This is a genomic window from Gordonia sp. NPDC003504, assembly GCF_053587995.1.
Map to the genome: position 1 here is coordinate 68,538 of NZ_JBSFPC010000010.1, position 26,398 is coordinate 94,935.

Sequence of the window (26,398 nt, forward strand, 5' to 3'; positions counted from 1 at the left end):
CTCGAGTGCTCTACGAATCGCGGGCACGAGGCGTCCCGAGACGCATACAAGTGTCGCTCACCGGCCCGAATCCCTCGACTCGAGCGGAGGTGATCAGGCCACGGCGTCGCTGCGCGGGTCGGCGGTGATGTCGGCAGGGTTCTCCGCTTCGGCACCGATCGCGAAGGTCACCTGGACCTGCAGCCACTGGGCGAGTGCCTGGCAACCGGTGGTCAGCGGGTCGGTGATCGGTGCCCGGTGATACGGCTCGTCACGGTAGGCGGTGTGGCGGCCGCCGGTCGCGTTCCGGATGACCATCCCCCGCCAGGTGATCACCCGTGGCAGATACCCGCGCACTTCCCGCGCCGCCGACCACAACCGGGTGATGTCGCGTCGCCACTGCACCGGTCCGGGCGAGGTCCGCAGCGCATTCTGAAAGGAGTTGGTGCGCAACGTTTCCCACATGGCGCCCAGCCATCGCCGGGGATCGGCGACGGTCAGCGAGTCGGTGAGATCGGCGATGTCCCGGATGAACGAATCGTGCCCGGCATTGCAGATCATGTCCTCGGCGGTCCCCACCCACCAGACCGGGATCGACGCCGGCAACGCCGGCCCGCGACCGGCCACACCCCATCCGTCACATCCCGGGACCACCCCGGGCGGCTGATGCGGATCGGCCACCAGACCCACGGCCAGCACCCGGTCGGCCACCGGGCGTCGACGCGGGTCGGCGGCGATGTCGGCCAGCAGGCGCCGGATCACCACGGCCCCCTGGGAATAGCCGATCAGCACCACCGGACCGGTCTCGGCCGCGAGCGCCGCATCGAGTCTGCGCATCCCCTCGGCGACGCTGTCTGCGTAGCTGATCCCGTCCAGGTGTGGGGCCGGACCGTAGCTCGCCGGGTAGGCCACCCAGCGAGGATCGAATCGGTCGTCGAGGGCCTCGGTGACCCCGGACAGGACACCGCTCACCTCGGTGCGGGTGTCGTCGGCGGATGACTCCCCGGTGCCACCGACCACCAGTGCGGTGACGTGGTGTGCGGGCGGCCAGTCGCCGGTGGCCGTCACGTCGGCTGCGCTCATGACTCCATCCTGTCCATCGCGGATGAGAACCGTCGACGAGACGGCTGAGCGCCGCCTGAGACCGGCACACCCGAGGCGGCCGGGTGAGCAGAATCATCGCCGAACACGTTGATTAACACAGATGTAACGCGAACAATGGGAAGAGGCCTTGGTGTCGGCAGCGCTCGCTCACCCGCAGTCCGCCCGACCGGCCGATCGACACAATCGAGAAGTTGAAAGAAGTACCAGCACATGTCGTTCGCACGTTTCCGTGAACGTTTCCTGTCCTCCTCCACCGGCCATCGCGATCTGTACGACCGCATTCATCGCACTGCCAGCGGCGCTCAGCGCGACGAGCTCCTGGTGATGGCCCAGCGCCTCGAATCGCGCTGATCACACCGTCGGCACCCGCGCCTCACTGCTGACAAGTCTCACTGCTGACAAGTCTCACTGCTGACAACTCGGGCACCAGTAGAGGTTTCGACCCTCGAGCTCGGTCTGCGCGATCGGGGTACCGCAGATCCGGCACGGCTCTCCGGTGCGCCGGTAGACGTAGGTGCGCGGGCGATCCGGTGCGTACGAGCCTGGCCCGTGATCGTCCTCCGGCGCCACCACGTGAATTCGCCCGCGCCGCACACCGATTCGCATCAATGACACCAGATCCGCCCACAGGGCGGTGAGCGTCTCGTGGTCGATGGCGGTGCCCGGGCGCTGCGGATCGAGCCGGGCCCGGAACAGCACCTCGGCGCGATACACGTTCCCGACGCCGGCGATCACCTTCTGATCCATCAGCAGCGCGGCGATCGGTCGCCGCGATCGGTGGATCGCCCGCCACATGCGTTCCGGGTCACCGTCGCGCCGTAACGGGTCGGGGCCCAGGCGTGCGACGAGGTCGTCGAGATCGGCGGGTGTGTACAGCTCGCAGGCGGTGGGGCCGCGCAGATCGGTCCCGACCTCGGCACCCTCGATCCGCATCCGGACCTGACCCACCGGCTCCCCCATCGGTATCGGGAGTTCGGTGAACGACCCGTACAGACCGAGATGCACGTGGACAAGTTGAGACCGCCGTCCGTCGCGGTAGCCCTGGATCAGGTGTTTACCCCAGGCCTGCGCCCGGTGGAACTCCCACCCGTCGACGACCGCGGCCCCCTCGGCGAAACGTCCCTGCGGGCTCGACACCGCCACGCGCTGCCCGCCGAACAGCTTCTGCTGCCGCCGCGCGATGCGGTGCAGCGTATGGCCCTCGGGCATGGGTCAACCGACGCCGGCTCAGGCCTCGGGAACCGCCGGTGCCACGCCGGTGCGTTCGTACTCCGACAGGATGTCGATGCGCCGCTGGTGACGCTCTTCGCCGGACCACTCGGCGGCGAGGAAGGCGTCGACGATCGCGAGCGCTTCCTCGGTGGTGTGCATCCGCCCACCGATGCCCATCAGTTGGGCGTTGTTGTGTTGCCGTGCCAACCGGGCGGTCTCGATGCTCCACGCGAGCGCGCAGCGCGCCCCCGGGACCTTGTTCGCGGCGATCTGCTCGCCATTTCCGCTGCCGCCCAGCACGATTCCGAGGCTGCCCGGATCGGCGACGACCTTCTCGGCGGCGGCGATGCAGAAGGCGGGATAGTCGTCGAGGGCATCATAGGTGTGGGCGCCGCAATCGATGACCTCGTGACCGGCACCCCGAAGATGCTCGGCGATGGCCGTCTTCAGTTCGAAACCAGCATGATCTCCACCGAGGTATACGCGCATGCCGACACTATAGAACGCGGCCGGTGCGGTGAATCATCGCACCCACCGACCGCGTTCTGGCAGACCAGGATTGCGCCGCCGATCTGCTCGGCCGGCCTGCTCGGTCGGCGCGCTTCAGTCGAACTCCGGGTCCTCACCACGGCTGCGCTTGAGTTCGAAGAAGTGCGGGTAGGACGCCAACGCCAGCGCCCCGTCCCACACCGTGCCCGCGGTCTCCCCGCGCGGGATGCGCGAGAGCACCGGACCGAAGAACGCCACGTCGTTGATGTGGATGGTCGGGGTGCCCACGTCGTCGCCGACCTTGTCCATGCCCTCGTGGTGGCTGGTACGGACGGCGTCGTCGAACTCCGTGGACTCCGCGGCCTGGGCCAACTCCGGTTCGAGACCGAGATCGGCCAGCGATTCGGCGATGACGACGTCGAAATCCTTGTTCTGTTCGTTGTGGATCTTGGTGCCCATCGCGGTGTACAGCGGCGCCAGGATCTCGTCACCGTGTTTCGCGGCGGCCGCGGCGATCACCCGCACCGGCTTCCACGCGTTGGCGAGTCGCTCACGATAATCCTCGGGGATATCGCGTCCCTCGTTGAGGACCGCGAGGCTCATGAGGTGGAAATTCGCGTCGATGTCGCGCACCTTCTCGACCTCGAGAATCCAGCGGGAGGTGATCCAACACCACGGACACAGCGGATCGAACCAGAAATCCACGCGATCGGTCGACATGCGGTCATCCCTTCGTCGGGTTTGTCTGACGGGTTTGTCTGACTTCGGTGCGCGAACCGGAATCCCGGGACGCACACCGTGGCTGTTTCCACAACCCTGTTTCTACAACTCCGGGGTGTGCCCGCTGATTCCGCCGGCACCGACCGTACCCCGGACACGACGGGTGGATGGCTAAGCTGGCCACTGTGACTGCTCCGAATCTGACGCGTGATGCGGCCCGCGAGCGTGCCGCCACCGTGACCGTCTCCCACTACGGCATCGACCTCGATCTGACCGACGGCAACGGGGCCCCCGGCTCCACCACCTTCCGGTCGTCCACCACCGTGACCTTCACCGCCACCGCGGGATCCTCGACCGTCATCGACCTGGTGGCACCGAACCTGATCTCGGCCACCCTCAACGGCACCGAGCTCGACGTGTCCGACTTCGACGAATCGGTCGGCATCGCGTTGCCGGATCTGGCCGCCGACAACGAACTGGTCGTCGTCGCCGACTGCGCCTACTCCAACACCGGTGAGGGTCTGCACCGCTTCGTCGACCCCACCGACGACTCGGTGTATCTGTATTCGCAGTTCGAAACCGCGGACGCCAAGCGCATGTTCGCCTGTTTCGACCAGCCCGACCTCAAGGCCACCTACACCTTGACGGTGACCGCGCCGGAGGACTGGAAGGTCATCTCCAACGCCGCAGTGGTCAACGATCTGGTGGCCGAACCGGGCATCCACCGTTTCCGCGAGACACCGACGATGAGCACCTATCTGGTGGCCCTCATCGCCGGGCCGTACGCGGAGTGGACCGACACCTACAGTGACGAGCACGGCGACATCCCGCTGGGCATCTACTGCCGCGCATCGCTGGCCGAGTTCATGGATCCGGAGCGGCTGTTCACCGAGACCAAGCAGGGCTTCGCGTTCTACCACAAGAACTTCGGCATCCCGTACGCCTTCGACAAGTACGACCAGCTGTTCGTGCCCGAGTTCAACGCCGGTGCGATGGAGAATGCCGGCGCGGTGACCTTCCTCGAGGACTACGTGTTCCGGTCCCGGGTCACCAAGTACCTCTACGAGCGTCGCGCCGAGACCGTGCTGCACGAGATGGCCCACATGTGGTTCGGCGACCTGGTCACCATGACCTGGTGGGATGACCTGTGGCTCAACGAGTCCTTCGCCACCTTCGCCTCGGTCCTGTGCCAGGCCGAGGCCACCGAATACGAGAGTGCGTGGACCACCTTCGCCAACGTCGAGAAGTCCTGGGCCTACCGCCAGGATCAGTTGCCCTCGACGCACCCGGTGGCCGCCGACATCCCCGACATCGCCGCGGTCGAGGTGAACTTCGACGGCATCACCTACGCCAAGGGCGCCTCGGTACTCAAACAGCTCGTCGCCTACGTGGGCCTCGAGGATTTCCTCGCCGGCCTGCGCGACTACTTCACCGCCCACAAGTTCGGTAACGCCACCTTCTCGGATCTGCTTGCCGCGCTGGAGAAGTCGTCGGGACGCGACCTGTCCGACTGGGGTGACCAGTGGCTGCGCACCACCGGGATCAACGTCATCCGACCGGATTTCGAGCTCGACGACGACGGCGCGTTCACCCGGTTCACCATCGTCCAGGACGGTGCCGCACCCGGCGCCGGTGAGACCCGTGTGCACCGCCTGCGGGTCGGCGTCTACGACGATGACGGCTCCGGCGCGCTGGTGCGCACCCACAGTGCCGAACTCGACGTCGAGGGCGAACGCACCGATGTCGCCGACCTGGTGGGCGTGCCCCGCGGCGCGCTGATCCTGCTCAACGACGACGACCTCACCTACGCCTCGATCCGGCTGGACGAGCAGTCCCTGGCGACCGCCACCGCACGGATCGGCGACATCACCGACTCCATGCCGCGCACGCTGGTGTGGTCGGCGGCCTGGGAGATGACCCGTCAGGCCGAGATGCGCGCCCGGGACTTCGTCGAACTCGTCGAACGCGGCATCGCGTCCGAGACGGAGATCGGTGTGGTGCAACGCGTTCTGCTGCAGGCGACCACCGCCATCGACGCCTACGCGGATCCGGCGTGGGCGGCCACCACCGGCCGTCCCGGATTCAGCGCCCGACTGCTCGAATTGGCCAAGGGCGCCGAGGCCGGCTCCGATCACCAGCTGGCCTTCGTCAACACCCTGCTCACCTGCCGGGTCAACGACGATCAGACGCAGATGCTGCAGTCGTTGCTCGACGGCGACGACCCCGCCGACTACGACCTGCCCGGACTGACCGTCGACACGGATCTGCGCTGGAAGATCGTGATCGCCCTGGCCACCGCCGGTGCCATCGACACCGATCCGGATTCGACGCCGGTCATCGACGCCGAGGCCGACCGCGACAACACCGCCGCCGGCGCCCGTCAGGCCGCTACCGCGCGGGCGGCCCGGCCGCTGCCGGAGGCCAAGGCCGACGCCTGGGCTCAGGCCATCGACGACGACACGGCCTCCAACATCTACACCCGTGCGGTCGTCGCCGGATTCGCCCGCCCGGGTCAGGACGGCCTCCTCGACGACTACGTGGCGAAGTACTTCGACGCCGCGCCGGGCGTCTGGTCACGCCGCTCGAGCGAGGTCGCCCAGACGGTGGTGGTCGGTCTGTATCCGTCGTGGGACATCAGCGCCGACGCACTGACGGCGGCCGAGGAGTTCCTGGCCGGCGACCATCCGTCGGCACTCAAGCGCCTGATCTCCGAAGGCCGTGCGGGAGTAGAACGTTCCCTGAAGGCCCGCGAGTTCGACGCGAGCTGAGTTCGACCCGAGATCGGCGACATCGTGTGGCGGGTGCTCACCGCACCCGCCACACGTATCGGACCTGCGGCCGACCGGTGCGCCCGTATTCGGTGACCCGGTCCACGGTGCCGTCGTCGGCCAGATGCTCCAGGTAGCGCCAAGCCGTCACCCGCGAACTACCCACGCCCGCAGCGACTTCCGATGCGGTGAGTCCGGCGGCGCTGTCGCGCACCGCACGTGCGACGGCATCCTCGGTGTCGGGTGCGCGTCCCTTCGCGGCGGTCCGCCGGTCGCCGACGGTGCGCAGTTGCGCCAGCGCCTGGTCGACCTCCCGTTGGCTCACCGCGTCCCCGTGTCCGGACAGCGCTGCGCGGTAGCCGAGATACTGGGTGAGCTTCTCCTTGAACGCCGCGTAGGTGAACGGCTTGATGAGGTAGAGCAGCACTCCGTGACCCATCGCGCTGCGCACCGAGTCGAGATCGCGGGCGGCGGTGATCGCGATGATGTCGGGTGCCGGGCGGATACCGCCCAGAGCGGCGGCGAGGTCGACGCCACGCGCGTCGGGGAGCCCCAGATCCAGCAACACCAGGTCGATCGGTGCACCGGTCGCGGCCGCCCCGGTGGCCCGCCGCAGTGCGTCCTGCGCGGTGCGACACTCGGCGATCACCTCGAATCCACCGACGCGGGACAGGTATTCGCGATGTCCGGCGGCGATCAGGGGTTCGTCCTCGACGATCATCACCGCGATCACGACCCCACCTCCACCGCGGGTGCGTCGGCGGACCCGATCTCCACGGTGACCACCGATCCGTAGGTGTTCTCGGCGACGATCGCCCCGTCGTGGCCGGCGACGACCTGGGCCACCAGCGCCAGCCCGATCCCGCGGCCGGCCTCGTCCCCGCCTGCCTTGGTCGAATAGCCGCGTTGTTGCGCCCGGGCGAAGACGTCGGGAGACATCCCACCGCCGGAATCGGCCACCACGATGCGCAGACCACCGGCATCGCCTTGCACGGTCACCTCGACCCACGGATCCTCCGGGTCGCACGCATCGAGCGCGTTGTCCACCAGGTTGCCGACCACCGTGATCATCTCCGCCGGTGAGAGTAGTTGTGTGGCAACGTCATCGACCATCGAATCCTCGGTGAGGGTGAACGCGATACCCCGTTCGGCGGCCTGCGCCGACTTTCCGAGCAGCAGCGCCGCCAGGGTCGGTTCGGCGACGGCGTCGGTGATCCGGTCGACGAGATGCTGTGACACCTCAAGACTTTCGGTCGCCAGGCGCACCGCCTCCTCGGTTCGGCCCATCTCGATCAGCGCGACCATCGTGTGCAACCGATTCCCCGATTCGTGCGCCTGTGAGCGCAGCGCCTCGGCGAAGCGCGTCATCGAATCGAGCTCCCCCACCGCCTCCGACAGTTCGGTGCGATCCCGGATGGTGACCACCGCACCGTCATCGCGACCCGGCACGGGTGCGCGGTTGACCACCAGCACGTGTCCGTTCGCGGCGTACAGGGTGTCGCGCAGCGGTTCGTGGCCGCCGGTGAGGAACGACGGAATATCCACCGCGGCATCACCATCGGCCGGTTCACGGCCCCCGCGCCCGTCGCCCAGCAGCCGGTGGGCCTCGTCGTTGACCAGGACCGGTTTCCCACCCTCGAGGACGATGAGGCCCTCGTGGACGGCGTGCAGCACCGCGTCGTGGTGGTCGTACATCACCCGCAACTCCGACGGCGCCAACCCGCCTGTGTGGCGCAGTAATCGGCGGCGGATGGCCCACAGTCCGATCAGTGCGATCACCAGCGCGGCGATCCCGATGGTGGCGATGAGCGGGAGCTGCGACACCCAGTCCTCGGTGAGCGTGGACTGGGTGATCCCGACGGCGACCAGCCCGACCACCTTCCCACCGGCGTCGCGCACCGGCGCGACGGTGCGGATCGACGGACCGAGCGTGCCGGTGTAGGTCTCGGTGTAGATCTCCCCGCGCAGCGACGGCTCGGTGGTGCCGATATAGCGCTGCCCGATGAGCGACGGGGTGGTGTGGGTGAAGCGGCGACCCGTGGTGTCCATGATCGTGATGAACGCGACGCCGGTGGCGCGTCGGATCTGCTCGGTGACCGGCTGCAGGGTGGCGGTGGGATCGGCCGAGCTCAGTGCCGCCGCGGTCCAGGGCGCGTCGGCCAGACTGACCGCCACCGCGCTCACCTCCTCGCGCGCGGCGCGGTTGGCGTCGGCGCGGGCGTCGACGGCGGCCAGCACGCTGCCGCACACCACGATGGCCACCACCACCGCCACCTGCAGGGCCACCGCCTGCCCGGCCAGGGAGCGCGGCATCAGCCTGCTCATCGTCGCATCACCTCTTTCTCCGGACGTGTGCCGGTGATCGCCAGCCAGTGTGCTCCGCGTCCGGTGATGTGTGCCACTGAACGAAATGAACTCAAGGGTGACCGGCATCACCGGGTCATCGAACAATTCTTACCCAGCACCTCCTCGCATCGGCGGGGGCGGAGGAACGAAAGGCAGTCGAGATGACCATCAGAGCGAAGGCGGCGGGCACCGCCGATTTCCCGGCGTCCCCCTCGGGGAAGAAGCGCGATCGCACGCATTGGCTCTACATCGCGGTGATCGTCGCGGTGATCGCCGGTGTGGCGGTGGGCCTGATCTGGCCGGAACTCGGCAAGGATCTCGGCGTCCTCGGGACGATGTTCGTCAGCCTGATCAAGATGATGATCGCGCCGGTGATCTTCTGCACCATCGTGCTGGGGATCGGCTCGGTACGGAAGGCGGCCACCGTCGGCAAGGTCGGCGGACTCGCCTTCGTCTACTTCCTGGCGATGTCGACCGTCGCCCTGGCGATCGGTCTGGTGGTCGGCAACATCATCAAACCCGGTGAGGGCCTGAACATCTCGTCGGTGGCGGGCAAGGGCGCCGAGCTGGCCGAGCAGGCGCACGAATCCGGCGGCACGATGGCCTTCATCGAGGGCATCATCCCGACCTCGATGCTGTCGGCACTCACCGAGGGCAGCGTCCTGCAGGCCCTGTTCGTCGCACTGCTCGTCGGATTCGCCATCCAGGCCATGGGTCGCAGCGGTGAGCCGGTCCTGACCGCGGTGTCGTACTTCCAGAAGCTGGTGTTCAAGGTGCTGACCATGGTGCTGTGGGTCGCCCCGATCGGCGCGTTCGGCGCGATCGCGAGCGTGGTCGGTCAGACCGGATGGGCGGCCGTCGGTCAGCTGCTGGTGCTCATGGTCGCGTTCTACCTGACCTGCCTGGTGTTCGTGTTCGGGGTGCTCGGCGTGCTGCTGCGCACCGTCGCCGGCGTGTCCATCTTCCGCCTGGTGCGCTACCTGGCCCGGGAGTACATCCTGATCTTCGCGACCTCGTCGTCGGAATCCGCACTCCCCCGCCTCATCGCCAAGATGGAGCACCTCGGCGTGCAGAAGACCACCGTGGGCGTCGTCGTCCCGACCGGGTACTCGTTCAACCTGGACGGCACCGCGATCTATCTGACGATGGCCTCGCTGTTCATCGCCGACGCCATGGGTGATCCGCTGTCGATCCCCGAGCAGCTCGGACTGCTGGCGTTCATGATCATCGCGTCCAAGGGCGCCGCCGGCGTCAGCGGCGCGGGCCTGGCCACCCTCGCCGGCGGTCTGCAGGCACACCGTCCGGAGATGCTCGACGGTGTCGGGCTGATCGTGGGTATCGACCGGTTCATGTCCGAGGCGCGGGCGGTCACCAACTTCTCCGGCAACGCCGTGGCCACCCTGTTGGTCGGATCGTGGACGAAGACCGTCGACAAGGACCGCGTCGACGAGGTGCTCTCCGGCCGTGCCCCGTTCAACGAATCCGACATGGTGGACGGAGACGACACCATCGGCTCGGCCGACGACGATCCGATCGATCAGCGGCCGGACGCCGGCGCACAGGCCACCGAGAAGGTCCTGGTCACTCACTGATCACCCATCGCCCACAACAACGACGTCGGCCGCTCATCCACCAGGGATGAGCGGCCGACGTGAGGTTGTGTCGGGGACGTCGCTACTGGTTTGCGGCCGCCGTGGCGATCACATGCAGTGCCGAGACCAGACCGTCGATGAGGTTGCCGGACCGGAGGCTGCCGATCGCGGCGGTGACGCCGAGTTGGGCGACCCGGTCATTGACGCGGTCGGCGACCCGGGCACCGGACACCACGACCACATCGTGCGAATTCGGCGACACCGCGATGAGTGCACCGTTGGCCGGTTCCGGGGCCTGCGCGAGGACCGCGCGGGCGTCGGCGACCGCGTCGGAGCCGAGATCACCGATGTACACCGAGAAACGCACCATTGCCTTCTCGCTGGCGGCCTTCAGCGCATCGTCGAGGTCGATGAGGTCGGCCTGACTGAACGGCGGGGTGCTCGGGGACTGACCGGGGAAACGGGTCGACGACACGCGTCCGCTGTTGGTGATCACCGTTCCCATCGGGAGCGCGGTGGACGGGGAGAGCTTGACGCCCCCCTCGGTCCCTGCCTGGGTTACCTCACCACTTGCCACTGGCCGAGCCTCCATCCACATCGGTCGCTTCTGCATGGTGCGGGAGAGCCATCGGCTCGATCTCGGTCGCGCTGAACAGCAACGGATCTCGCGTCCACGGCTGATCGAGCGTGTACTCCTGCACCTTCGGGTACTTCAGGCCGTTCGAGAACACCATCGAGATGACACAGAGAACCACCATCACGACGCAAACGACCGTGACGACGACTCCGATGCCGACCATCGCGCTATCCATGACATCCTTTCGATCGGTGTCCGGGGGCTGCCGGTAGGCGACCCGCCCAGCAGGTCGTGTGATCAATCTAGCCCACGACGACACTCACGTCCCAGTGGGGCCTACAACGCGTCGTAGACGATTTCGCGGGACTCAGGCGGCGCCCACATCGATGTAGCGCGCCCAGGCCGGATCGATCTCCTTGACGGTCGCCAGCAATCGCCAATGCCGCCCCTTGGGCGCCACGAGTGGGGTGTGCAGGGTCCATCCCAACTCGCTGAGCAGATGGTCGGCCTTGCGATGGTTGCAGCCGGCACAGCAGGCCACGCAGTTCTCCCAGGTGTGGCCGCCCCCGCGACTGCGCGGCAGGACGTGATCGATGGTGGTCGCCTTGGCGCCGCAGTAGCCGCAGCGGAACCGGTCGCGATGCATCAGCGCGGCGCGCGTCATCGGGATGGTCGCCCGGTACGGCACCCGCACATAGGTCCGCAGGCGGATCACCGACGGCACCGCGACGGCGGTGTCGGCCGAATGCACGGCCAGTCCGGGGGCCGCGGCGTGAACGACGTCGGCACGCTCACGCAGGATGAGGACGATCGCGCGGCGCAGCGAGACCGCGGTCAGCGGCTCGTAGGTCGCGTTGAGCAGCAGCACCCGTCGGCGGCCCCAGATCCCGGGGGTCGAACGCATCGAAGCGGTGTCCGGGACTGCCGTGCCCACGGCCGCATCCGCACCGAGCACCTCGGGTCGTCGGGGCACCTCGGGTCGTCGGGTCGCGTGCAGCATCGTCACATCGCGAACCTGCCGTGGACTTCTGCGTGTCATAGCCGTCTCCCGTGCGCGCACCGGTCGCGTCAAGTGGACCACGTCGAACGCGCTCGTGCACTCCCAATCGGGAGTGAGGGACAATGGACGGGTGAGTGCACAGCAGCCCGCCCAAGCACCCGACCAACGCTCCTTCTACGACGAGGTCGGTGGCGCCGAGACCTTCGAACGCCTGACCCACGCGTTCTACGCCGAGGTCGCCAAGGACGACATTCTCCGGCCGATGTACCCCGAGGCGGATCTCGGGCCGGCCGAACGACGTCTGCGGATGTTTCTCGAGCAGTACTGGGGCGGTCCCCGCACCTATTCGGAGGAACGAGGCCACCCACGGCTGCGGATGCGTCATCATCCGTACACCATCGGCCCGATCCAGCGCGATGCCTGGCTGCGCTGCATGCACATCGCGATCGCCTCGATCGACTCCGACACCCTCGACGACGCGCACCGCCGGGCCCTCGTCGACTACATGGAGATGGCCGCGCAGTCGATGGTGAACTCGCCGTTCTGAGTGCGCCCGGAGGGCATCGGCCCGACGCGACACGCCCGGGCAGCGACGCGCCGCACCAACCTCAATTCCTCACTGAAATCACAGGTGGTGCACAATTGCGACGTGAGCGATGAGACATCGAGCGCCGACTCGTCCGACCCCGATCATCCCGTATCGGATATCGAGAATGGTTCGGCCGCGCCGTCGGAAGAGCCGGGCGGGCCGGCAGCCACCACACCCTCCGGTGATGCCGTCGTCGGGCACGAGGGTGCCGGGCAGGATGTCGACGCGGACGCCGAGGTCGGCGAGGACGTAGCTCCCACCGAACCCGCGGTCGGCTCTGCGGCAACCGATGACACCCCGCCGGCCGATGACGAGGTGGCCGAGGTGGCCGACGATGAGGCATCCGACGACGAGGCTGTTGACGACGAGGCCGGTGACGACGTCACTGCAGTCCACGCCGATCCCGCCGAGAGCGTCGCACCTGCGGAAGACGTCACACCCGAGATCTCGGACGCCGAGATCCCCGACACCGGCGCCCCCGACACCGACGTCTCCGACACCGAGACCCCGGAGACCGATTCCGAACCGGAACAGGAACCGGCCGTGGCCGCAGTCGCCGATCAGGTGGTGGTGCCGCAACTCGATCCCGCCGACACCACCTGGTGGCAGTCGGCGGTGTTCTATCAGATCTATCCACGGTCGTTCTCCGACCTCGACGGCGACGGCGTCGGCGATCTCGCGGGCGTGATCGACAAACTCGGTTATCTCGAGTTGCTCGGTGTGGATGCGATCTGGCTGAGCCCGATCATGCGCTCCCCCATGGCCGATCACGGCTACGACGTGTCCGATCCACGCGACATCGATCCGCTGTTCGGTGATCTCGCCGACTTCGACGCGCTCATCGACGAGGCACACGACCGGGGCATCCGCGTCACCATGGACCTGGTCCCCAACCACACCAGCGACCAGCACGCGTGGTTCACCGCGGCACTGGCCGCCGCACCCGGCAGCCCCGAACGGGCCCGCTACATCTTCCGCGATGGCGTAGGCGAGGGCGGCGATCAGCCACCCAACAACTGGCGCAGCGTCTTCGGCGGGCCGGCCTGGACCCGGGTCACCGAGGCCGACGGCAGTCCCGGGCAGTGGTATCTGCACATCTTCGCCGCCGAGCAACCGGATCTGAACTGGGAGAATCCCGAGGTCTTCGCCGATCTCGAACGGACGTTGAGGTTCTGGCTCGACCGTGGCGTCGACGGGTTCCGCATCGACGTCGCGCACGGCATGGCCAAGCCCGAGGATCTTCCCGACATGGACCTGGAGTCCGTCGGACTGTTGAGCAACAGCGACGACGACCCGCGCTTCAACAACTATGCGGTGCACGACATCCACCGCAAGATCCGCACGGTGATCGACGAGTACCCGGGCGCGGCGAATGTCGGTGAGATCTGGGTCGAGGACAACGAGCGGTTCGCCGAGTACCTACGGCCCGACGAGTTGCACCTGGGTTTCAATTTCCGCCTCGCGAAGGCCGAGTTCACCGCCGAATCGGTCCGTGATGCCATCGAGAACTCCCTCGATGCGGTGTTGTCGGTGTCGGGTACCCCCACCTGGACGCTGTCGAATCACGACGTCGAGCGTGAGGTGTCCCGCTATGCCCGCGTCGATCAGGGCGGGGACGATCAGGGCGGGGACGATCAGGGCGGGGACGATTCGCCCATCGACCTCGCCGTCGGATCGGCGCGCGCCCGCGCCATGGCGATGGTCGAATTGGCCTTGCCCGGAACGGTGTTCATCTACAACGGCGCCGAACTCGGGCTGCCCAACGCCGATCTCCCCGACGAGGCCCTGCAGGATCCGGTGTGGGAACGGTCGGGTCACACCGAGCGTGGCCGCGACGGGTGCCGGGTGCCGATTCCCTGGGAGGGCACCGAACCGCCGTTCGGATTCAGCTCGTCACCGCAGACCTGGTTGCCGATGCCCGAGTCGTGGGCACCGTTCACCGTCGAACGTGAACTCGAAGACATCTCGTCGACGCTGTCGCTGTATCGGCAGGCGATCGAATTGCGGTATCAGCGACCGGAATTCGCCGGCGACACCGTCGAGTGGTACGGCGCCCCGGACGGCTGTCTGGCGTTCCGGCGGTCGGAGGGACGACTGGTGTGCGCGCTGAACACCACCGCCGACCCGGTTCCCCTGCCACCCGGTGAGGTGATCCTGGTGAGTGCACCACTGGTCGACGGGTACCTGGCACCGAATTCCGCCGCCTGGCTGGTCTGAGCTCCGCGTCTCTCAGCGCACCATCACATCGAGGTCGCGGTGGCGGCGCTGGTACACCGCGCCGTAACGGGCATCGATCCGAATCCAGGCCGCGGACATACGAATTCGGATGGGTTCGGCCGGGTCGACGGCCTCGACGTCGGAGTTCTCGGTGATCGCCCGGCCGTCGGCGTCACGCACGAACCCCATGGCGGTCAGGGCGAACAGCGACCGCATCGACACCGCGGCCGTCAGGTTGCCGTCGGCGGAGGCCACCTCCAGGACCGGCTGGTCGAGCAGCCCGGTCGCCGGCCCGTGGGCGCTGCCCTCCTCCCGCGCCACGCGCGCACCGTCGCGGGCCAGTTCCACCACCGCGCGGGCGGGCACATCGTCGACGTGCCGGTAGCCGGTCTGTAGGGGCAGTGCGCCGCGCCATGCCGAGTCGAACGGCATGCCGGGGTCCACCGCGGTCCCGGGTTCGGCCTGGGTCAACGCCTGTCGCAGCGTCGACGCATCGCATACCAGGTCGCGGGGCGCCATCCGGCCGAAGACCGCGCGGGTCACCAGCACCTCGAATCCGGTGTGCGACCACATTCCGATGAGCCCGTCGGGGCGTACCGACAGCCGCGTCACCGCCGACTCGTCGAGTCGGCTCGCCCGTGCCAGGAAGGCCACCGCGTCGGCCTTGTCCTCGGCCCGGTCCAGGGAGAGGAACCGTTCCGGATTCACTCGGCGCCCGTCACGATCCCGCCGGCACGACGAAGGACTCCAGGTACTCCCGTTCGGCGGGGGTCAACCGGCGCAGGCGCTGCCCGTCGACGTCGAATGCGACGAGCTGGGTGGAGGCGATCACCGCCGGTTTGTCGGTCGGTGACGCCCCGTGGGGGCGCACCTCGTAGGCCACGGTGAAGTCCACGGCGCGGACCTTCTCCACCCGCATCGTCACCACGATCGGTCCTTCGTCGTGGCGCAGCTGGGATTGGTACTTGACGTGCAGGTCGGCCACCACGCACCCGCGACGCAGATCCGCGGTGGGTCGTTCGTCGTAGAACAGCCACGGAATCCGGGCCTCCTCCAGCAACGTCACCATCCGGGCATGGTTGATGTGGGCGAACACATCCATGTCCGACCACCGCACCGGCACCTTGACCACGTAGCCGTTCGCGGTGGCGGTTCCCTCGTCCTCAAAGCTCATATTGGTCACCGGATCACGCTACGGAGTTGCCGCGCGGCCACCGACAGGGTGGCCAGGTCGAGGTTGCCCGCCTCCTCGATCTCGGTGAGCATCGCCCGGACCCGGGACAGCCGCGACGAGAAGGACCGCTCCCACTCGGAGATCTTCACCGCCGCACGCTCCTCGGGTTCGCTGACCTCGAGGATCTTCAGGGTCAGGGCGCGTAGCGCGCCATGCATGTCGTCGCGGAGAGCCAAGCGCGCCAACGCATGCCAGCGGTCGCCGTAGTCGAGGTTGCTAACCGCGGTGAGCAACTCCTCCAACCCGAAATGCTCCATCACCGCGAAGTACAGTTCACCGACCTCGACGGGATCACGGTCGGCGATCTCGGCGGCGTCGACGATGTCGAGCAGGCAGAAGCGGTGCAGGCTGATGGCCACCTCGTGTGCCAGATCCGGGGGCACACCCAGCGACCGGTAGTGCTCGACGCGATCGTCGACGTCGGTGGCCGATCCGCGCCCGAACCAGCTGTCCAGCAACGCCGACAGCGTGGCGACCCGTTCGGAGTACCGGGTCACCTCCGCGGCCATCGCCAGCGGCTGCGGGCGGAAGGCCAGCAACCACCGGGACCCGCGGAACAGCAGTCGCCGCGCGTACATCATCATCTCGTCGATCGCTTCGATGCTCGCGGCGCAATCCTGAACCCGGGCAAGGAGATCGGCCATCCCGAACACCTGGTCGGCGACGACGAATGCCCGCACCACCTCGTCGGTTCCGGCGCCGGTCGCCTCACTCAGGCGGAACAGGTGGGTGATCCCGGCCCGGTCGACCACGTCGTTGACCAGAACCGTCGTCACGATCTGACGGCGCAGGCGATGATCGCGGATACCGTCGGCGAACTGCCGGCGCAGCGCCACCGGGAAGTAGCCGTCGAGTTGTGCGTCGAACACGTCGTTGTCGGGTAGGTCGCTGGCCAGCAGGTCATCCTTGGCGGCCAGCTTCACGTGGGCCATCAGGGTCGCCAACTCGGGCGAGGTCAATCCACGATGGATATCCGAGGTGTGGCGCTTGTGCAGGGTGACCGGATCGGGCAGCGCCTCCAGCTTCAGGTTGACCCCTCGATGCGCCAGTTGCGCGAGCAGCCGTCCGTGGACGTCGACGCGTTCGGTGGAGTATGCGCGACCGAAGCCCAATTCCGCGTTCTGCGAGATGTTGTCGGCCAGAACCAGTGCGGAGACCTCGTCGGTCATCGACTCGAGCAACGGGTTACGCGCCTGCGAGTCGAGGTCCCCCGACGACACCGCGGCGTCGAGGAGGATCTTGATGTTCACCTCGTGATCGGAGCAGTCGACACCGGCGGAGTTGTCCATCGCGTCGGTGTTGACCCGGCCGCCCGCCAGATCGAACTCGATGCGGCCTCGTTCGGTGACTCCGAGATTGCCACCCTCGCCGATCACCTTGGCGCGCAGTTGTTCTCCGGTGACCCGGATGGCGTCGTTGGCCTTGTCCCCCACCTCTGCGTCGGATTCGGTGGACGCCCGCACATAGGTCCCGATGCCACCGTTCCAGAGCAGGTCGACGGGGGCGAGCAGCACCGCCCGGATCAGATCCGGCGGCGACAATGCCGTCACATCGTCGGAAAGGCCGAGCGCCGAACGCATCTCGGCGCTCACCGGGATGGACTTGCGTTCCCGTGACCAGACTCCGCCGCCGGGACTGATCAGCGTGGCGTCGTAATCGGCCCACGACGAGCGCGGCAACGCGAACAACCGGGCCCGCTCGGCATACGACATGGCGGCGTCCGGGGTGGGATCGATGAACACATGCCGGTGATCGAACGCGGCGACCAACCGGATGTGCTCACTGAGCAGCATGCCGTTACCGAAGACGTCCCCGCTCATGTCGCCGATCCCGGCGACGGTGAATTCCTCTGCCTGGGTGTCGATTCCCATCTCCCGGAAATGCCGTTTGACCGATTCCCAGGCGCCGCGCGCGGTGATGCCCATCGCCTTGTGGTCATAACCGGCCGAGCCGCCCGAGGCGAAGGCGTCGCCGAGCCAGAAGCCGTAATCACCGGCCACCCCGTTGGCGATGTCGGAGAACGACGCGGTGCCCTTGTCCGCGGCCACCACGAGATACGGATCGTCGCCGTCGCGCCGCACCACCGAGCGGGCCGCGATGATCTCGCCGGTGGCCCGGTCGATGTTGTCGGTGACATCGAGGAGCCCGGAGATGAACCTGCGGTAGCACTCGATTCCCTCGGCCCGCAACGCATCCCGGTCCGCGGCCGGGTCACCGGTCGGGGCCGGCGGCCGCGCCAGCACGAAACCTCCCTTGGCCCCGAGCGGCACGATCACCGCGTTCTTCACCGCCTGCGCCTTGACCAGACCCAGGATCTCCGTGCGGAAATCCTCACGCCGGTCCGACCACCGCAAACCACCGCGGGCGACCGACCCGAACCGCAGATGCACGCCCTCGACCCGCGGCGAATACACCCAGATCTCGTGCAGCGGACGGGGTTCGGGCGCCTGCGGGATGTCACGCGGACGCAGTTTGAACGACATCACCGGACGGTGCCCACCGGACGTCGCCGGGTCGGACTCCACCTGCGGTCCGCCCGTCACATAGAAATTGGTCCGGTCGGTCGCGGTGACGACGGAGGTGAAGGCGGAGACGATCCGGTCGGCGTCGAGCGACAGGACCTCGCCGACCGCCTCGTGCAGGGCCGCCAGCACCGTCTCACGTCGTGCCGGGTCGCTCACGGTCGGGTCGAACGACACCTCGAACAGGTCGACCAGGCCGCGCGTGACATCGCGGTAGCGCCCCAGAGTTGCGGCGACATGCGTTGTGCTGTAAGCGAATCCGCACTGGCGCAGGTAACGCCCGTAGGCCCGCAGCATGGCCGCCGAACGCCAGGTCAGCCCGCACCGCATGATCAACTCGTTGTAGGCGTCGACCTCGGCATTACGACGCCAGATTTGGGTGAAGGCCTCGGTGAACCGCTGCGGGAGATCCTCGGCGGTCGCCATGTCGACCGACATCCCCGGGGCGAGCGCGACCGCGAACTCGTAGACATGACAGTCCGCACCGTCGGGACGGACCAGTTGGTAGGGGTGCTCGTCGATGACGTCGAGCCCCAGACTGTGCAGCACCGGCAGCACATCGGTCAGCGTCGCCGACTCACCGCACAGATAGAGTGTGAAATCCCAACGCGGAGCGGCGGAATCATCCTGCGAACGCCCCTTCAGGGTGACGGCCAGATCACCGGGGGCCAATCCGACCACCTGCGCGAGGTCGGCGACACCCGCGGTCGGCGCACGCTGATCCTTGTAGTCGTCGGGCAGCGAGCTGATCAGTCGCAGCATCGCGTCGGTGTCGACCCGCGCCGATGGTCCCGGAACCGCCGAGGTCACCCCGTCCGAGGCGGTGATCAGTTCACGGACACGTTCGTCCCAGCTCCGCACGGCCTCGGCGAGGGCCGCCTGCATGCGTTGTTGCACCTCGCTGCCGATGTCGACCGATCCCCAGGAGCGGGCCACCTCGGGGTCCACCCGGACCATCACCTGCAGTTGGGCCAGGGGACGCTCACTGACCCGCGCGGAGTACTCCAGGTCGGAGGCCTCGAGTATCCGGGTCACCTCCGATTGCAGGGCGAGTCGTGATGCGGTGTTGTAGCGGTCGCGTGGCAGGTAGATCAGGGCGGTGGCGGCCTGCCCGCCCGGGTTGACGCGCAGGAAGACACGCAACGACCGGGTGGCCACCGCGTCGAGCATGTCGTCGACGCGTCGACTCAGTTCCGACGTCGAATCCTGGAACATCTCCACCAGGGGGTAGTTCTGCAGCAGTTCGACCATGGTGCGCCCGGCATAGGAATCCTCGTCGACCCCGGCCCGCCGGACCACCTCGTGCACCTTCGCGCGCAACGCCGGAACATCGAGCACCGTCTGATGCAGGCCCGAGGAGGTGAACACCCCGAGGAACCGGTGTTCGCCGGTCGGGGTGCCGTCGGCGTCGGCGGTCGGCAACTGGATGAGGATCGGATAGTTGGACCGCTGGATCCCCGTCTCGACGAACACCCGGGAGATCCGCGGTGCCGGCCGAGCCCCGTCGGCGAGGGGGAAACTGGGATCGACGTCGTCGGCCCGATAGATGCCCAGCCGCTCCTCGACACCGCCGCGCGCGGTGATCCGCTCATACCCCAATGTGACGAAGTGATTGCCCGCCAACCAGTCGAAGAGATCGGAGTACTCGCGCCGGTCGATGTCGGCGGTCGCAACGCCCGCACCATCGGGCATCGACACGCAGTCGGCACCACACCCCGTCAGCCGCTCCCGCATCGCCGGCGCATCCTCGTCGACGTCCACGACGATGCCGATGACGCGCTTCAGTTGCGCGGCGAGAGCGTCGTCGTCAACCGACGCCCGGCCCGGCAACGCCGACACCGAGATCCACGACTCCGCCCGGCCGTGCGCGTGGTCACCGATGTCGGTCAGAGTGCCCGCCGGGTCGCGGGTCACCGCGATGATCGGGTGATCGATCCGGCCGACGGTCAGACCCTGCCCCTCCAGGGTCGCCAGGACCGCCTCGACCAACAGTGGCATGTCGTCGTTGATCACCACGATCTCGGTGCCGCCGGAACCGCCGGTGACCACGTCGATGATCGACTGCCCGACGCCACGCACGGCGGCGACCTGCACGTGGGTCCGGATTCGGTCAACCTCGCCGGGGTCCAGCGTCGCCGGATCCAGGTGGGAGCGGCTGCGCCCACCGGCCTCGTCGATCGCACCGACCGATGTCGCCAGGTAGCAGGGAATGACTTGCGGCAGAAGCGAAGTCACATCCGTCAACGATGATCACCCTCTCATGGACGCGCCCTTTCACAGACGCTTCGACACACACCGGTCCATCCGCGAGCCTAGTGCCATCGGGGCGGCCACGGCAGTCATCCACGGCACAAACACACTCGCCGCCCGGGAAGCCCGGACGGCGAGTGAGGTGACGTCGCAGTGACGTGTTGTGGTGGCGCGAACTCAGTCGCGGGTGAGCTTGCGGTGGGTCACCCGGTGCGGACGGGCCGCGTCGGCGCCGAGGCGGTCGACCTTGTTGGCCTCATACGCCTCGAAGTTGCCCTCGAACCAGAACCACTTGCCCTCCTCGACGTTGCCCTCCCACGCCAGGATGTGGGTACAGGTGCGGTCCAGGAACCAGCGGTCGTGGGAGATGACCACCGCACAGCCGGGGAACTGTTCGAGCGCGTTCTCCAGCGAGCTCAGGGTCTCCACGTCGAGGTCGTTGGTCGGCTCGTCGAGCAGGATCAGGTTGCCGCCCTCTTTCAGGGTCAGCGCCAGGTTCAGCCGGTTGCGTTCACCACCGGAGAGCACCTCGGAGCGCTTCTGCTGATCCGGGCCCTTGAAGCCGAACGCCGAGACGTATGCCCGCGACGGCATCTCGTTCTGGCCGACCTCGATGTAGTCGAGTCCGTCGGAGACGACCTCCCACACCGACTTCTTGGGGTCGATGTTCGCGCGACCCTGGTCGACATAGCTGAGCTTGACGGTGTCGCCGACCTTGACGGTGCCCGAATCCGGCTCCTCGAGTCCGACGATCGTCTTGAACAGCGTCGTCTTACCCACGCCGTTGGGACCGATGACGCCGACGATGCCGTTGCGCGGCAGGGTGAACGAGAGGTCCTTGATCAGCACGCGCCCGTCGAAGCCCTTGTCGAGGTGGGAGACGTCGACCACCACGTCACCGAGGCGCGGCGGCGTGGGGATCTGGATCTCCTCGAAGTCGAGCTTGCGCGTCTTCTCCGCCTCGGCGGCCATCTCCTCGTAGCGGGCCAGACGCGCCTTGTTCTTGGTCTGGCGGGCTTTGGCACCCGAACGCACCCAGGCGAGCTCTTCCTTGAGGCGCTTCTGCAGCTTCTGGTCCTTCTTGCCCTGGACCTCGAGTCGCTCGGCCTTCTTCTCCAGGTAGGTGGAGTAGTTGCCCTGATACGGGATCAGCTTGCCGCGGTCGACCTCGCAGATCCATTCCGCGACGTGGTCGAGGAAGTAGCGGTCGTGGGTCACGGCCAGGACGGCGCCGGGGTAGCTCGCGAGGAACTGCTCGAGCCACAGCACGCTCTCGGCGTCGAGGTGGTTGGTCGGCTCGTCGAGCAGCAGCAGATCCGGCTTGGACAGCAGCAGCTTGCACAGCGCGACACGACGCCGTTCACCACCGGAGAGGTGGGTGACCGGCGCGTCGCCGGGCGGGCAGCGCAGCGCGTCCATCGCCTGCTCGAGCTGGGAATCCATGTCCCAGGCGTCGGCGTTGTCGAGATCCTCCTGGAGTTTGCCCATCTCCTCCATGAGTTCGTCGGAGTAGTCGGTGGCGAGCAGTTCGGCGATCTCGTTGAAGCGGTCGAGCTTCACCTTGATCTCGCCCATCCCCTCCTCGACGTTCTCCTTGACCGTCTTCTCCTCGTTGAGGGGCGGCTCCTGCAGCAGGATGCCGACGGTGGCGTCGGGATCGAGGAAGGCCTCACCGTTGGACGGCTGATCGGTGCCGGCCATGATCTTCAGGATCGACGACTTACCCGCGCCGTTGGGGCCCACGACGCCGATCTTGGCGCCGGGGAAGAACGACATGGTGACATCGTCGAGGATGACCTTGTCGCCGTGCGCCTTGCGCACCTTCTTCATCGTGTATATGAACTCAGCCACACCTAATCCCTACTGACCTGGTTTGTTGTCGTCGCGCATGGTGGGAGGGCCAGCGCGTCCGGGCACGTAGCGAACGAACCGGACGCGGTCGCATCCCGAAACACCCGTCAATCCTAGCGGGGACGAGGTCGGCCGCTGGGAGGCCACTGATCAGCGGACGCAGCACCCTGAGTCCTGGACACCGTCCTCGTGCCCTGTTACCTGTGGAGTCATTCCGAGGACGGGGGCCAATGATGTCGATGATTCGGGCCGGGGCGGGCGAACCGGTACTGCTGCTACACGGATTCAGCTTGTCGCATCACATGTGGCACGCCGTCGTCGACGACCTCGCGGCCGACCACGACGTCGCGGCGATCACCATGCCCGGACACTGGGGAGGACCCCGGCTGCGCCTGCGTGACGTGGGCGTCGCCGGACTGGCCGACGGCATCGAACGTGAGCTCGACGCGATTGGCTGGGACACCTGCCACGTGGTCGGCTGTTCCCTCGGTGGGCAACTCGCCTTCGAACTCGAACGGCGGGGCCGCGCCCGCTCCCTCGCACCGATCAACCCGGCCGGGGGCTGGAAACGGTTCTCCATGACCGAGTTCCGACTCGGACTCGGATTCATCGGCCAGTTCCCGCTCGCCGCGGTGGCACGCCTGCGCGGTGATCGGGCGGCGCGAAGTGAACGTTTCCAGCGGCCGATCATCCGCAATTGCAGCACCGACGTCACCGCCGTGTCCGCCGACGACGCGACGAACGTCGTGCGCGCGGTCTCGCACTGCCCGATCTACCTGCTGATGCAGCTGGCCTGTCTGCGCGACGGCCCACTCACCGACGACGACATCCGGGCTGTCACCGCGCCGATGACCCTCATCCTGTCGGAGTTCGACACCTTCCTCACCCGCGACGGCTGCATGCGACGGCTCCTCGACGGGCTACCCGATCACGTGGAGGAGGTCGTCCTCCCCGGTGTCGGCCACATCCCGACGCTGGAGAATCCCGCGCTGGTCGCCGAGGCGGTGCGCGACCACGTGCGCAGGGCGACAACGCTCACCGCCCCAGCGTTCCGCTGAACGCTCACCGACCCGGCGTTCCGCTGAACGCTCACCGACCCGGCGTTCCGCTGAACGCTCACCGACCCGGCGTTCCGCTGAACGCTCACCGCCCCGGCGTTCCGCTGAACGCTCACCGCCCCGGCGTTCCGCCGAACGCTCACCGCCCCGGCGTTCCGCCGAACGCTCACCGCCCCAGCGTTCCGCCGAACGCTCACCGCCCCAGCGTTCCGCCGAACGCTCACCGACCCAGCGTTCCGCCGAACGCTCACCGACCCAGCGTTCCGCCGAACGCTCACCGCCCCAGCGTTCCGCCGAACGCTCACCGCCCCAGCGTTCCGCCGAACGCTCACCGACCCAGCGTTCCGCCGAACGCTCACCGACCCAGCGTTCCGCCGAACGCTCACCGACCCAGCGTTCCGCCGAACGCTCACCGACCCAGCGTTCCGCTGAACGCTGCGTGAACCACGATTTGTTTCGCCTCGACACATTCGGCGATGTCCGACAAGCGGATGATGTTGCTGTGCAGTGACCGAGTGGTGTGCGGTATCAACAACACCATCGCCACGCCCACTATCAGTCGAGGAGCACTCCCATCGAGATGGACGAACAAGTGACTCCTGAGGCACCGGTCGACGGCCGGCCCGCGCGGCGCCCCCGCGGACTCGGGTTCCGCGCCTGGGTGACCACACGCATCGTCCGGCGCATCCTGCGCATGCTCGCGATGCTCAAGATCGTCCACGTCCGGGTATCCCACCGGGAGGTCGTGCCGCGGTCGGGACCGGTGATCCTCGCGAGCAACCACATCTCGATGCTCGACGGGATCTTCCTCTGGGGAGCGCTGCGCAGACGGGCGATCGCCATCGCCATGGCCGAACTGTGGTCGTGGCCGGTCGCCGGCTGGCTGGTCCGCAAACTCGACTTCATCCCGGTGGAACGCACGAGCAAGGTCTCGGGATCGACGGCGTTGGAGCGGTTGGAGACCGCACTGCGATTCGGCGGCGCGGTGATCATCTATCCCGAAGGCCGGTGCGTCCCACCCGGTGAGCATGTCCGATTCAAACCTGGTGCCGCGGTTCTCGCCTTCCGCACCCGCACCCCGGTGATCCCGGTGAAGATCATCGGCTCCAATGACGTGTTGCCGCTCAAGAAGTTTCGCCGCAACGGCAAGGCGTTCGATCGGCACCGGCAGGTCACCCTGCTCTTCGGAGAACCACTCCAGCCCGACGATTTCGCCACACCGGGCGATCTCCTACGCGAATTGCGTTGGCAGATCGACGCGATGGGCCCGACGCCGACGCCGGGATAGTTATCCACAGGCGAGCCGGCGAAGGCGGTGAGCGTCCGCGGGTACTGCATGCTGGAGCGGCCAGGTCGGTGATCGCGGAGGGGACGGTCACCGGCCGGGAGCACCGGCACCATACGACCATCCCGGGCGCGCAACGGTGAGCTCCTCACGACCCGATATACTCGCCACGCCGTGACCGGGTCGCCCGCTGCGGCACGCCTCCGTAGCTCAGGGGATAGAGCAGCTGCCTTCTAATCAGCTGGTCGCAGGTTCGAATCCTGCCGGGGGCACTTCACCAGCAGAAACGCTCGCCACCAGGCGTGGCGGATAGTCCCGGTCGACGATTATTCGACGGATATTCGTCGGACTGTCGGCCACCCTGTCTAGACTTGCTTCCACCTGGGAGAGAGGCAGCAAGATGGCAGGACGACCACGCTTGGACGTGGGCACCCACGGCAAGATCAGCTCGAAGCGAGGCACCCCGTGCACCGCGTGGTGCAGGTACCGCGACCTCGACGGCCGCACCCGGGTGGTGACGGCCAGCGGCACCAGCAAGGCCGACGCCGAGCGGCGTCTACAGCGCAAGCTAACCCACCGGGTGACACCGGCAGACGAGACGATCACCGCCGACACCCGCATCCGCGCCCTGGCCGATGCGTGGCTGGCCGACGTCGAGCGGTCCGACCGGGCGACCAACACCAAGAAGCGCTACGACGAGGTGGTGCGAACCTACGTCGTGCCCGCCATGGGCGAGCTTCGGGTCCGGGAGTGCACCACCTCCAGGTGCAACGGACACCTGCAGACGGTCTCGGAGAATATCGGCGCGGCGACCGCCAAGGTGATGCGGTCGGTACTGTCCGGCATGTTTCAGCTGGCCATCGACAACGGAGCGTGCGATCGTAATCCGTTGCGCGACTTGAAAATTGCCGCGCCCAAATCGAAGCCTAAAGCCTTGTCGATCGAGGAAGTGCGCGACCTCCGAACACGGCTTCGCGCCGACCCCAAGGCTGTCCGGTCCGACGTGCCCGACGTCGTCGACTTCCTGGTCGCCACCGGCGTCCGGATCGGTGAGGCGCTCGCGGTGCGGTGGTCCGACCTCGACTTGGCGCCCGCCGAGGACGAGGCACCCACTGTGCGGATCCACGGGACGGTGATCCGCATCAAGGGGCAGGGACTCGTGATCCAACCCCACGGCAAGGGCAAGGACGACGACGACGTGCTGGTGCTTGCGCTGCCCTCGTGGGTGGTGCCGGTGCTCATGGAAAGGCAGCTCGGGTCATTCCCGAACGCCGAAGACGCGGTGTTCGCCTCAGCGGTCGGCACGCTTCGTGATCCGTGCAACTTCCGGGACTCGTGGCGGGCCGCACGGGACCGTCTGGGCGTCGAGGACTGGGTGAAGCCGCACACCATGCGCAAGGCGGTGGCGACCGCGGTGGCGACCGCCAAGGGCGCCCAGGCGGCGGCCGATCAACTGGGCCACGCATCTGACGCGGTCACCCGCGCGCACTACATCGAGCGGGTTCGCCGGGCCGACCATCGCGAAGTGGTCGACCAGTTCGACCCCGCTTCGGCGTCGGCAGATCCGGCGGCATAGACGGGCATATCGTTAGCCGTACTAACGAT

21 protein-coding genes and 1 tRNA gene are annotated in these 26,398 nt (G+C 67.5%); 9 read left to right on the top strand and 13 right to left on the bottom strand.

Annotated elements, in window-relative coordinates; all coding sequences use genetic code 11:
• Positions 1 to 93 precede the first annotated feature (93 nt).
• Entirely contained in the window at positions 94 to 1,062 is a 969-nt protein-coding gene (locus ACWDPV_RS17890; protein WP_348803343.1) for a PE-PPE domain-containing protein, read from the bottom strand.
• A gap of 231 nt (positions 1,063 to 1,293) precedes the next feature.
• Between ACWDPV_RS17890 and ACWDPV_RS17895 the strand changes: the two genes are divergently transcribed.
• On the top strand, positions 1,294 to 1,434 hold the full coding sequence (locus ACWDPV_RS17895) for a hypothetical protein (RefSeq protein WP_348803342.1): 141 nt from the start codon (positions 1,294 to 1,296) through the stop codon (positions 1,432 to 1,434).
• Positions 1,435 to 1,488: 54 nt separating this feature from the next.
• Here the strand turns inward: ACWDPV_RS17895 and ACWDPV_RS17900 are convergent, their stop codons facing one another.
• From ACWDPV_RS17900 to ACWDPV_RS17910, 3 genes are all read right to left on the bottom strand, one after another.
• Positions 1,489 to 2,292 carry an Fpg/Nei family DNA glycosylase gene (locus ACWDPV_RS17900; RefSeq protein ID WP_449744054.1) on the bottom strand — a complete coding sequence of 268 codons (804 nt, stop codon included), beginning with the start codon at positions 2,290 to 2,292 and terminating at the stop codon, positions 1,489 to 1,491.
• 18 nt (positions 2,293 to 2,310) lie between these two features.
• Entirely contained in the window at positions 2,311 to 2,784 is a 474-nt protein-coding gene (locus tag ACWDPV_RS17905; RefSeq protein WP_449744055.1) for a ribose-5-phosphate isomerase, read from the bottom strand.
• Between the two features lie 114 nt (positions 2,785 to 2,898).
• Complete coding sequence (locus ACWDPV_RS17910) at positions 2,899 to 3,504, bottom strand: mycothiol-dependent nitroreductase Rv2466c family protein (RefSeq protein ID WP_449744056.1); 606 nt, start codon at positions 3,502 to 3,504, stop codon at positions 2,899 to 2,901.
• Between the two features lie 185 nt (positions 3,505 to 3,689).
• Here ACWDPV_RS17910 and pepN point away from each other — a divergent pair, with 185 nt between their 5' ends.
• Complete coding sequence (gene pepN, locus ACWDPV_RS17915; protein ID WP_348803338.1) at positions 3,690 to 6,272, top strand: aminopeptidase N; 2,583 nt, start codon at positions 3,690 to 3,692, stop codon at positions 6,270 to 6,272.
• A gap of 37 nt (positions 6,273 to 6,309) precedes the next feature.
• On the opposite strand, the gene ACWDPV_RS17920 is transcribed toward pepN, so the two are convergent.
• Together ACWDPV_RS17920 and ACWDPV_RS17925 are read right to left on the bottom strand one after the other, a co-directional pair.
• Positions 6,310 to 7,005, bottom strand: coding sequence for a response regulator (locus tag ACWDPV_RS17920; protein WP_348803337.1), 696 nt, complete (start codon positions 7,003 to 7,005; stop codon positions 6,310 to 6,312).
• Complete coding sequence (locus ACWDPV_RS17925; RefSeq protein ID WP_449744057.1) at positions 7,002 to 8,597, bottom strand: sensor histidine kinase; 1,596 nt, start codon at positions 8,595 to 8,597, stop codon at positions 7,002 to 7,004. The genes ACWDPV_RS17920 and ACWDPV_RS17925 overlap by 4 nt, the downstream gene beginning before the upstream one ends.
• 182 nt (positions 8,598 to 8,779) lie before the next feature.
• Here ACWDPV_RS17925 and ACWDPV_RS17930 point away from each other — a divergent pair, with 182 nt between their 5' ends.
• Positions 8,780 to 10,210, top strand: a complete 1,431-nt coding sequence (locus ACWDPV_RS17930) for a cation:dicarboxylate symporter family transporter (RefSeq protein ID WP_348803335.1) — start codon at positions 8,780 to 8,782, stop codon at positions 10,208 to 10,210.
• Between the two features lie 82 nt (positions 10,211 to 10,292).
• On the opposite strand, the gene ACWDPV_RS17935 is transcribed toward ACWDPV_RS17930, so the two are convergent.
• The 3 genes from ACWDPV_RS17935 to ACWDPV_RS17945 all read right to left on the bottom strand — a co-directional run bounded on the left by ACWDPV_RS17935 (position 10,293) and on the right by ACWDPV_RS17945 (position 11,826).
• Positions 10,293 to 10,787: a DUF5130 domain-containing protein gene (locus ACWDPV_RS17935; protein WP_425476144.1), complete on the bottom strand. Its 495-nt coding sequence runs from the start codon at positions 10,785 to 10,787 to the stop codon at positions 10,293 to 10,295.
• A complete protein-coding gene (gene ctaJ / locus ACWDPV_RS17940) occupies positions 10,774 to 11,022 on the bottom strand; it encodes an aa3-type cytochrome oxidase subunit CtaJ (RefSeq protein ID WP_348803333.1) in 249 nt (82 codons plus the stop codon). The genes ACWDPV_RS17935 and ctaJ overlap by 14 nt, the downstream gene beginning before the upstream one ends.
• Before the next feature lie 132 nt (positions 11,023 to 11,154).
• The gene (locus ACWDPV_RS17945; RefSeq protein ID WP_449744058.1) at positions 11,155 to 11,826 is read right to left on the bottom strand and encodes an HNH endonuclease; all 672 of its coding nucleotides are present in this window, start codon (positions 11,824 to 11,826) and stop codon (positions 11,155 to 11,157) included.
• A 91-nt stretch (positions 11,827 to 11,917) separates the two neighbouring features.
• Between ACWDPV_RS17945 and ACWDPV_RS17950 the strand changes: the two genes are divergently transcribed.
• Together ACWDPV_RS17950 and ACWDPV_RS17955 are read left to right on the top strand one after the other, a co-directional pair.
• On the top strand, positions 11,918 to 12,334 hold the full coding sequence (locus ACWDPV_RS17950) for a globin (RefSeq protein WP_348803332.1): 417 nt from the start codon (positions 11,918 to 11,920) through the stop codon (positions 12,332 to 12,334).
• A gap of 486 nt (positions 12,335 to 12,820) precedes the next feature.
• Positions 12,821 to 14,593: a glycoside hydrolase family 13 protein gene (locus ACWDPV_RS17955; protein WP_449744127.1), complete on the top strand. Its 1,773-nt coding sequence runs from the start codon at positions 12,821 to 12,823 to the stop codon at positions 14,591 to 14,593.
• A 12-nt stretch (positions 14,594 to 14,605) separates the two neighbouring features.
• Here ACWDPV_RS17955 and ACWDPV_RS17960 read toward each other — a convergent pair whose 3' ends face one another.
• The 4 genes from ACWDPV_RS17960 to ettA form a co-directional block, all read right to left on the bottom strand.
• Positions 14,606 to 15,301, bottom strand: a complete 696-nt coding sequence (locus tag ACWDPV_RS17960) for a hypothetical protein (protein ID WP_348803330.1) — start codon at positions 15,299 to 15,301, stop codon at positions 14,606 to 14,608.
• Between the two features lie 10 nt (positions 15,302 to 15,311).
• Entirely contained in the window at positions 15,312 to 15,767 is a 456-nt protein-coding gene (locus ACWDPV_RS17965; RefSeq protein WP_449744128.1) for an acyl-CoA thioesterase, read from the bottom strand.
• 5 nt (positions 15,768 to 15,772) lie between these two features.
• Complete coding sequence (locus tag ACWDPV_RS17970; RefSeq protein ID WP_449744059.1) at positions 15,773 to 20,584, bottom strand: NAD-glutamate dehydrogenase; 4,812 nt, start codon at positions 20,582 to 20,584, stop codon at positions 15,773 to 15,775.
• Between the two features lie 192 nt (positions 20,585 to 20,776).
• Entirely contained in the window at positions 20,777 to 22,450 is a 1,674-nt protein-coding gene (ettA, locus tag ACWDPV_RS17975) for an energy-dependent translational throttle protein EttA (protein WP_449744060.1), read from the bottom strand.
• 230 nt (positions 22,451 to 22,680) lie between these two features.
• Here ettA and ACWDPV_RS17980 point away from each other — a divergent pair, with 230 nt between their 5' ends.
• From ACWDPV_RS17980 to ACWDPV_RS17995, 4 genes are all read left to right on the top strand, one after another.
• Complete coding sequence (locus ACWDPV_RS17980; protein WP_449744061.1) at positions 22,681 to 23,508, top strand: alpha/beta fold hydrolase; 828 nt, start codon at positions 22,681 to 22,683, stop codon at positions 23,506 to 23,508.
• A gap of 580 nt (positions 23,509 to 24,088) precedes the next feature.
• On the top strand, positions 24,089 to 24,796 hold the full coding sequence (locus ACWDPV_RS17985; protein WP_348803324.1) for a lysophospholipid acyltransferase family protein: 708 nt from the start codon (positions 24,089 to 24,091) through the stop codon (positions 24,794 to 24,796).
• A gap of 196 nt (positions 24,797 to 24,992) precedes the next feature.
• Positions 24,993 to 25,065 (top strand) — tRNA-Arg (locus ACWDPV_RS17990).
• A gap of 128 nt (positions 25,066 to 25,193) precedes the next feature.
• Positions 25,194 to 26,369 (top strand): tyrosine-type recombinase/integrase, encoded by a 1,176-nt coding sequence (locus tag ACWDPV_RS17995; protein WP_449744062.1) that lies wholly within the window; start codon positions 25,194 to 25,196, stop codon positions 26,367 to 26,369.
• The last annotated feature ends 29 nt before the right edge of the window (positions 26,370 to 26,398 follow it).

Bases quoted from the DNA above. Each gene is read 5' to 3' on its own strand.
- ACWDPV_RS17890 (WP_348803343.1), bottom strand. From the start codon at position 1,062: ATGAGCGCAGCCGACGTGACGGCCACCGGCGACTGGCCGCCCGCACAC.
- ACWDPV_RS17895 (WP_348803342.1), top strand. From the start codon at position 1,294: ATGTCGTTCGCACGTTTCCGTGAACGTTTCCTGTCCTCCTCCACCGGC.
- ACWDPV_RS17900 (WP_449744054.1), bottom strand. From the start codon at position 2,292: ATGCCCGAGGGCCATACGCTGCACCGCATCGCGCGGCGGCAGCAGAAG.
- ACWDPV_RS17905 (WP_449744055.1), bottom strand. From the start codon at position 2,784: ATGCGCGTATACCTCGGTGGAGATCATGCTGGTTTCGAACTGAAGACG.
- ACWDPV_RS17910 (WP_449744056.1), bottom strand. From the start codon at position 3,504: ATGTCGACCGATCGCGTGGATTTCTGGTTCGATCCGCTGTGTCCGTGG.
- ACWDPV_RS17925 (WP_449744057.1), bottom strand. From the start codon at position 8,597: ATGAGCAGGCTGATGCCGCGCTCCCTGGCCGGGCAGGCGGTGGCCCTG.
- ACWDPV_RS17930 (WP_348803335.1), top strand. From the start codon at position 8,780: ATGACCATCAGAGCGAAGGCGGCGGGCACCGCCGATTTCCCGGCGTCC.
- ctaJ (WP_348803333.1), bottom strand. From the start codon at position 11,022: ATGGATAGCGCGATGGTCGGCATCGGAGTCGTCGTCACGGTCGTTTGC.
- ACWDPV_RS17945 (WP_449744058.1), bottom strand. From the start codon at position 11,826: ATGACACGCAGAAGTCCACGGCAGGTTCGCGATGTGACGATGCTGCAC.
- ACWDPV_RS17965 (WP_449744128.1), bottom strand. From the start codon at position 15,767: ATGAGCTTTGAGGACGAGGGAACCGCCACCGCGAACGGCTACGTGGTC.
- ACWDPV_RS17980 (WP_449744061.1), top strand. From the start codon at position 22,681: ATGATGTCGATGATTCGGGCCGGGGCGGGCGAACCGGTACTGCTGCTA.
- ACWDPV_RS17985 (WP_348803324.1), top strand. From the start codon at position 24,089: ATGGACGAACAAGTGACTCCTGAGGCACCGGTCGACGGCCGGCCCGCG.
- ACWDPV_RS17995 (WP_449744062.1), top strand. From the start codon at position 25,194: ATGGCAGGACGACCACGCTTGGACGTGGGCACCCACGGCAAGATCAGC.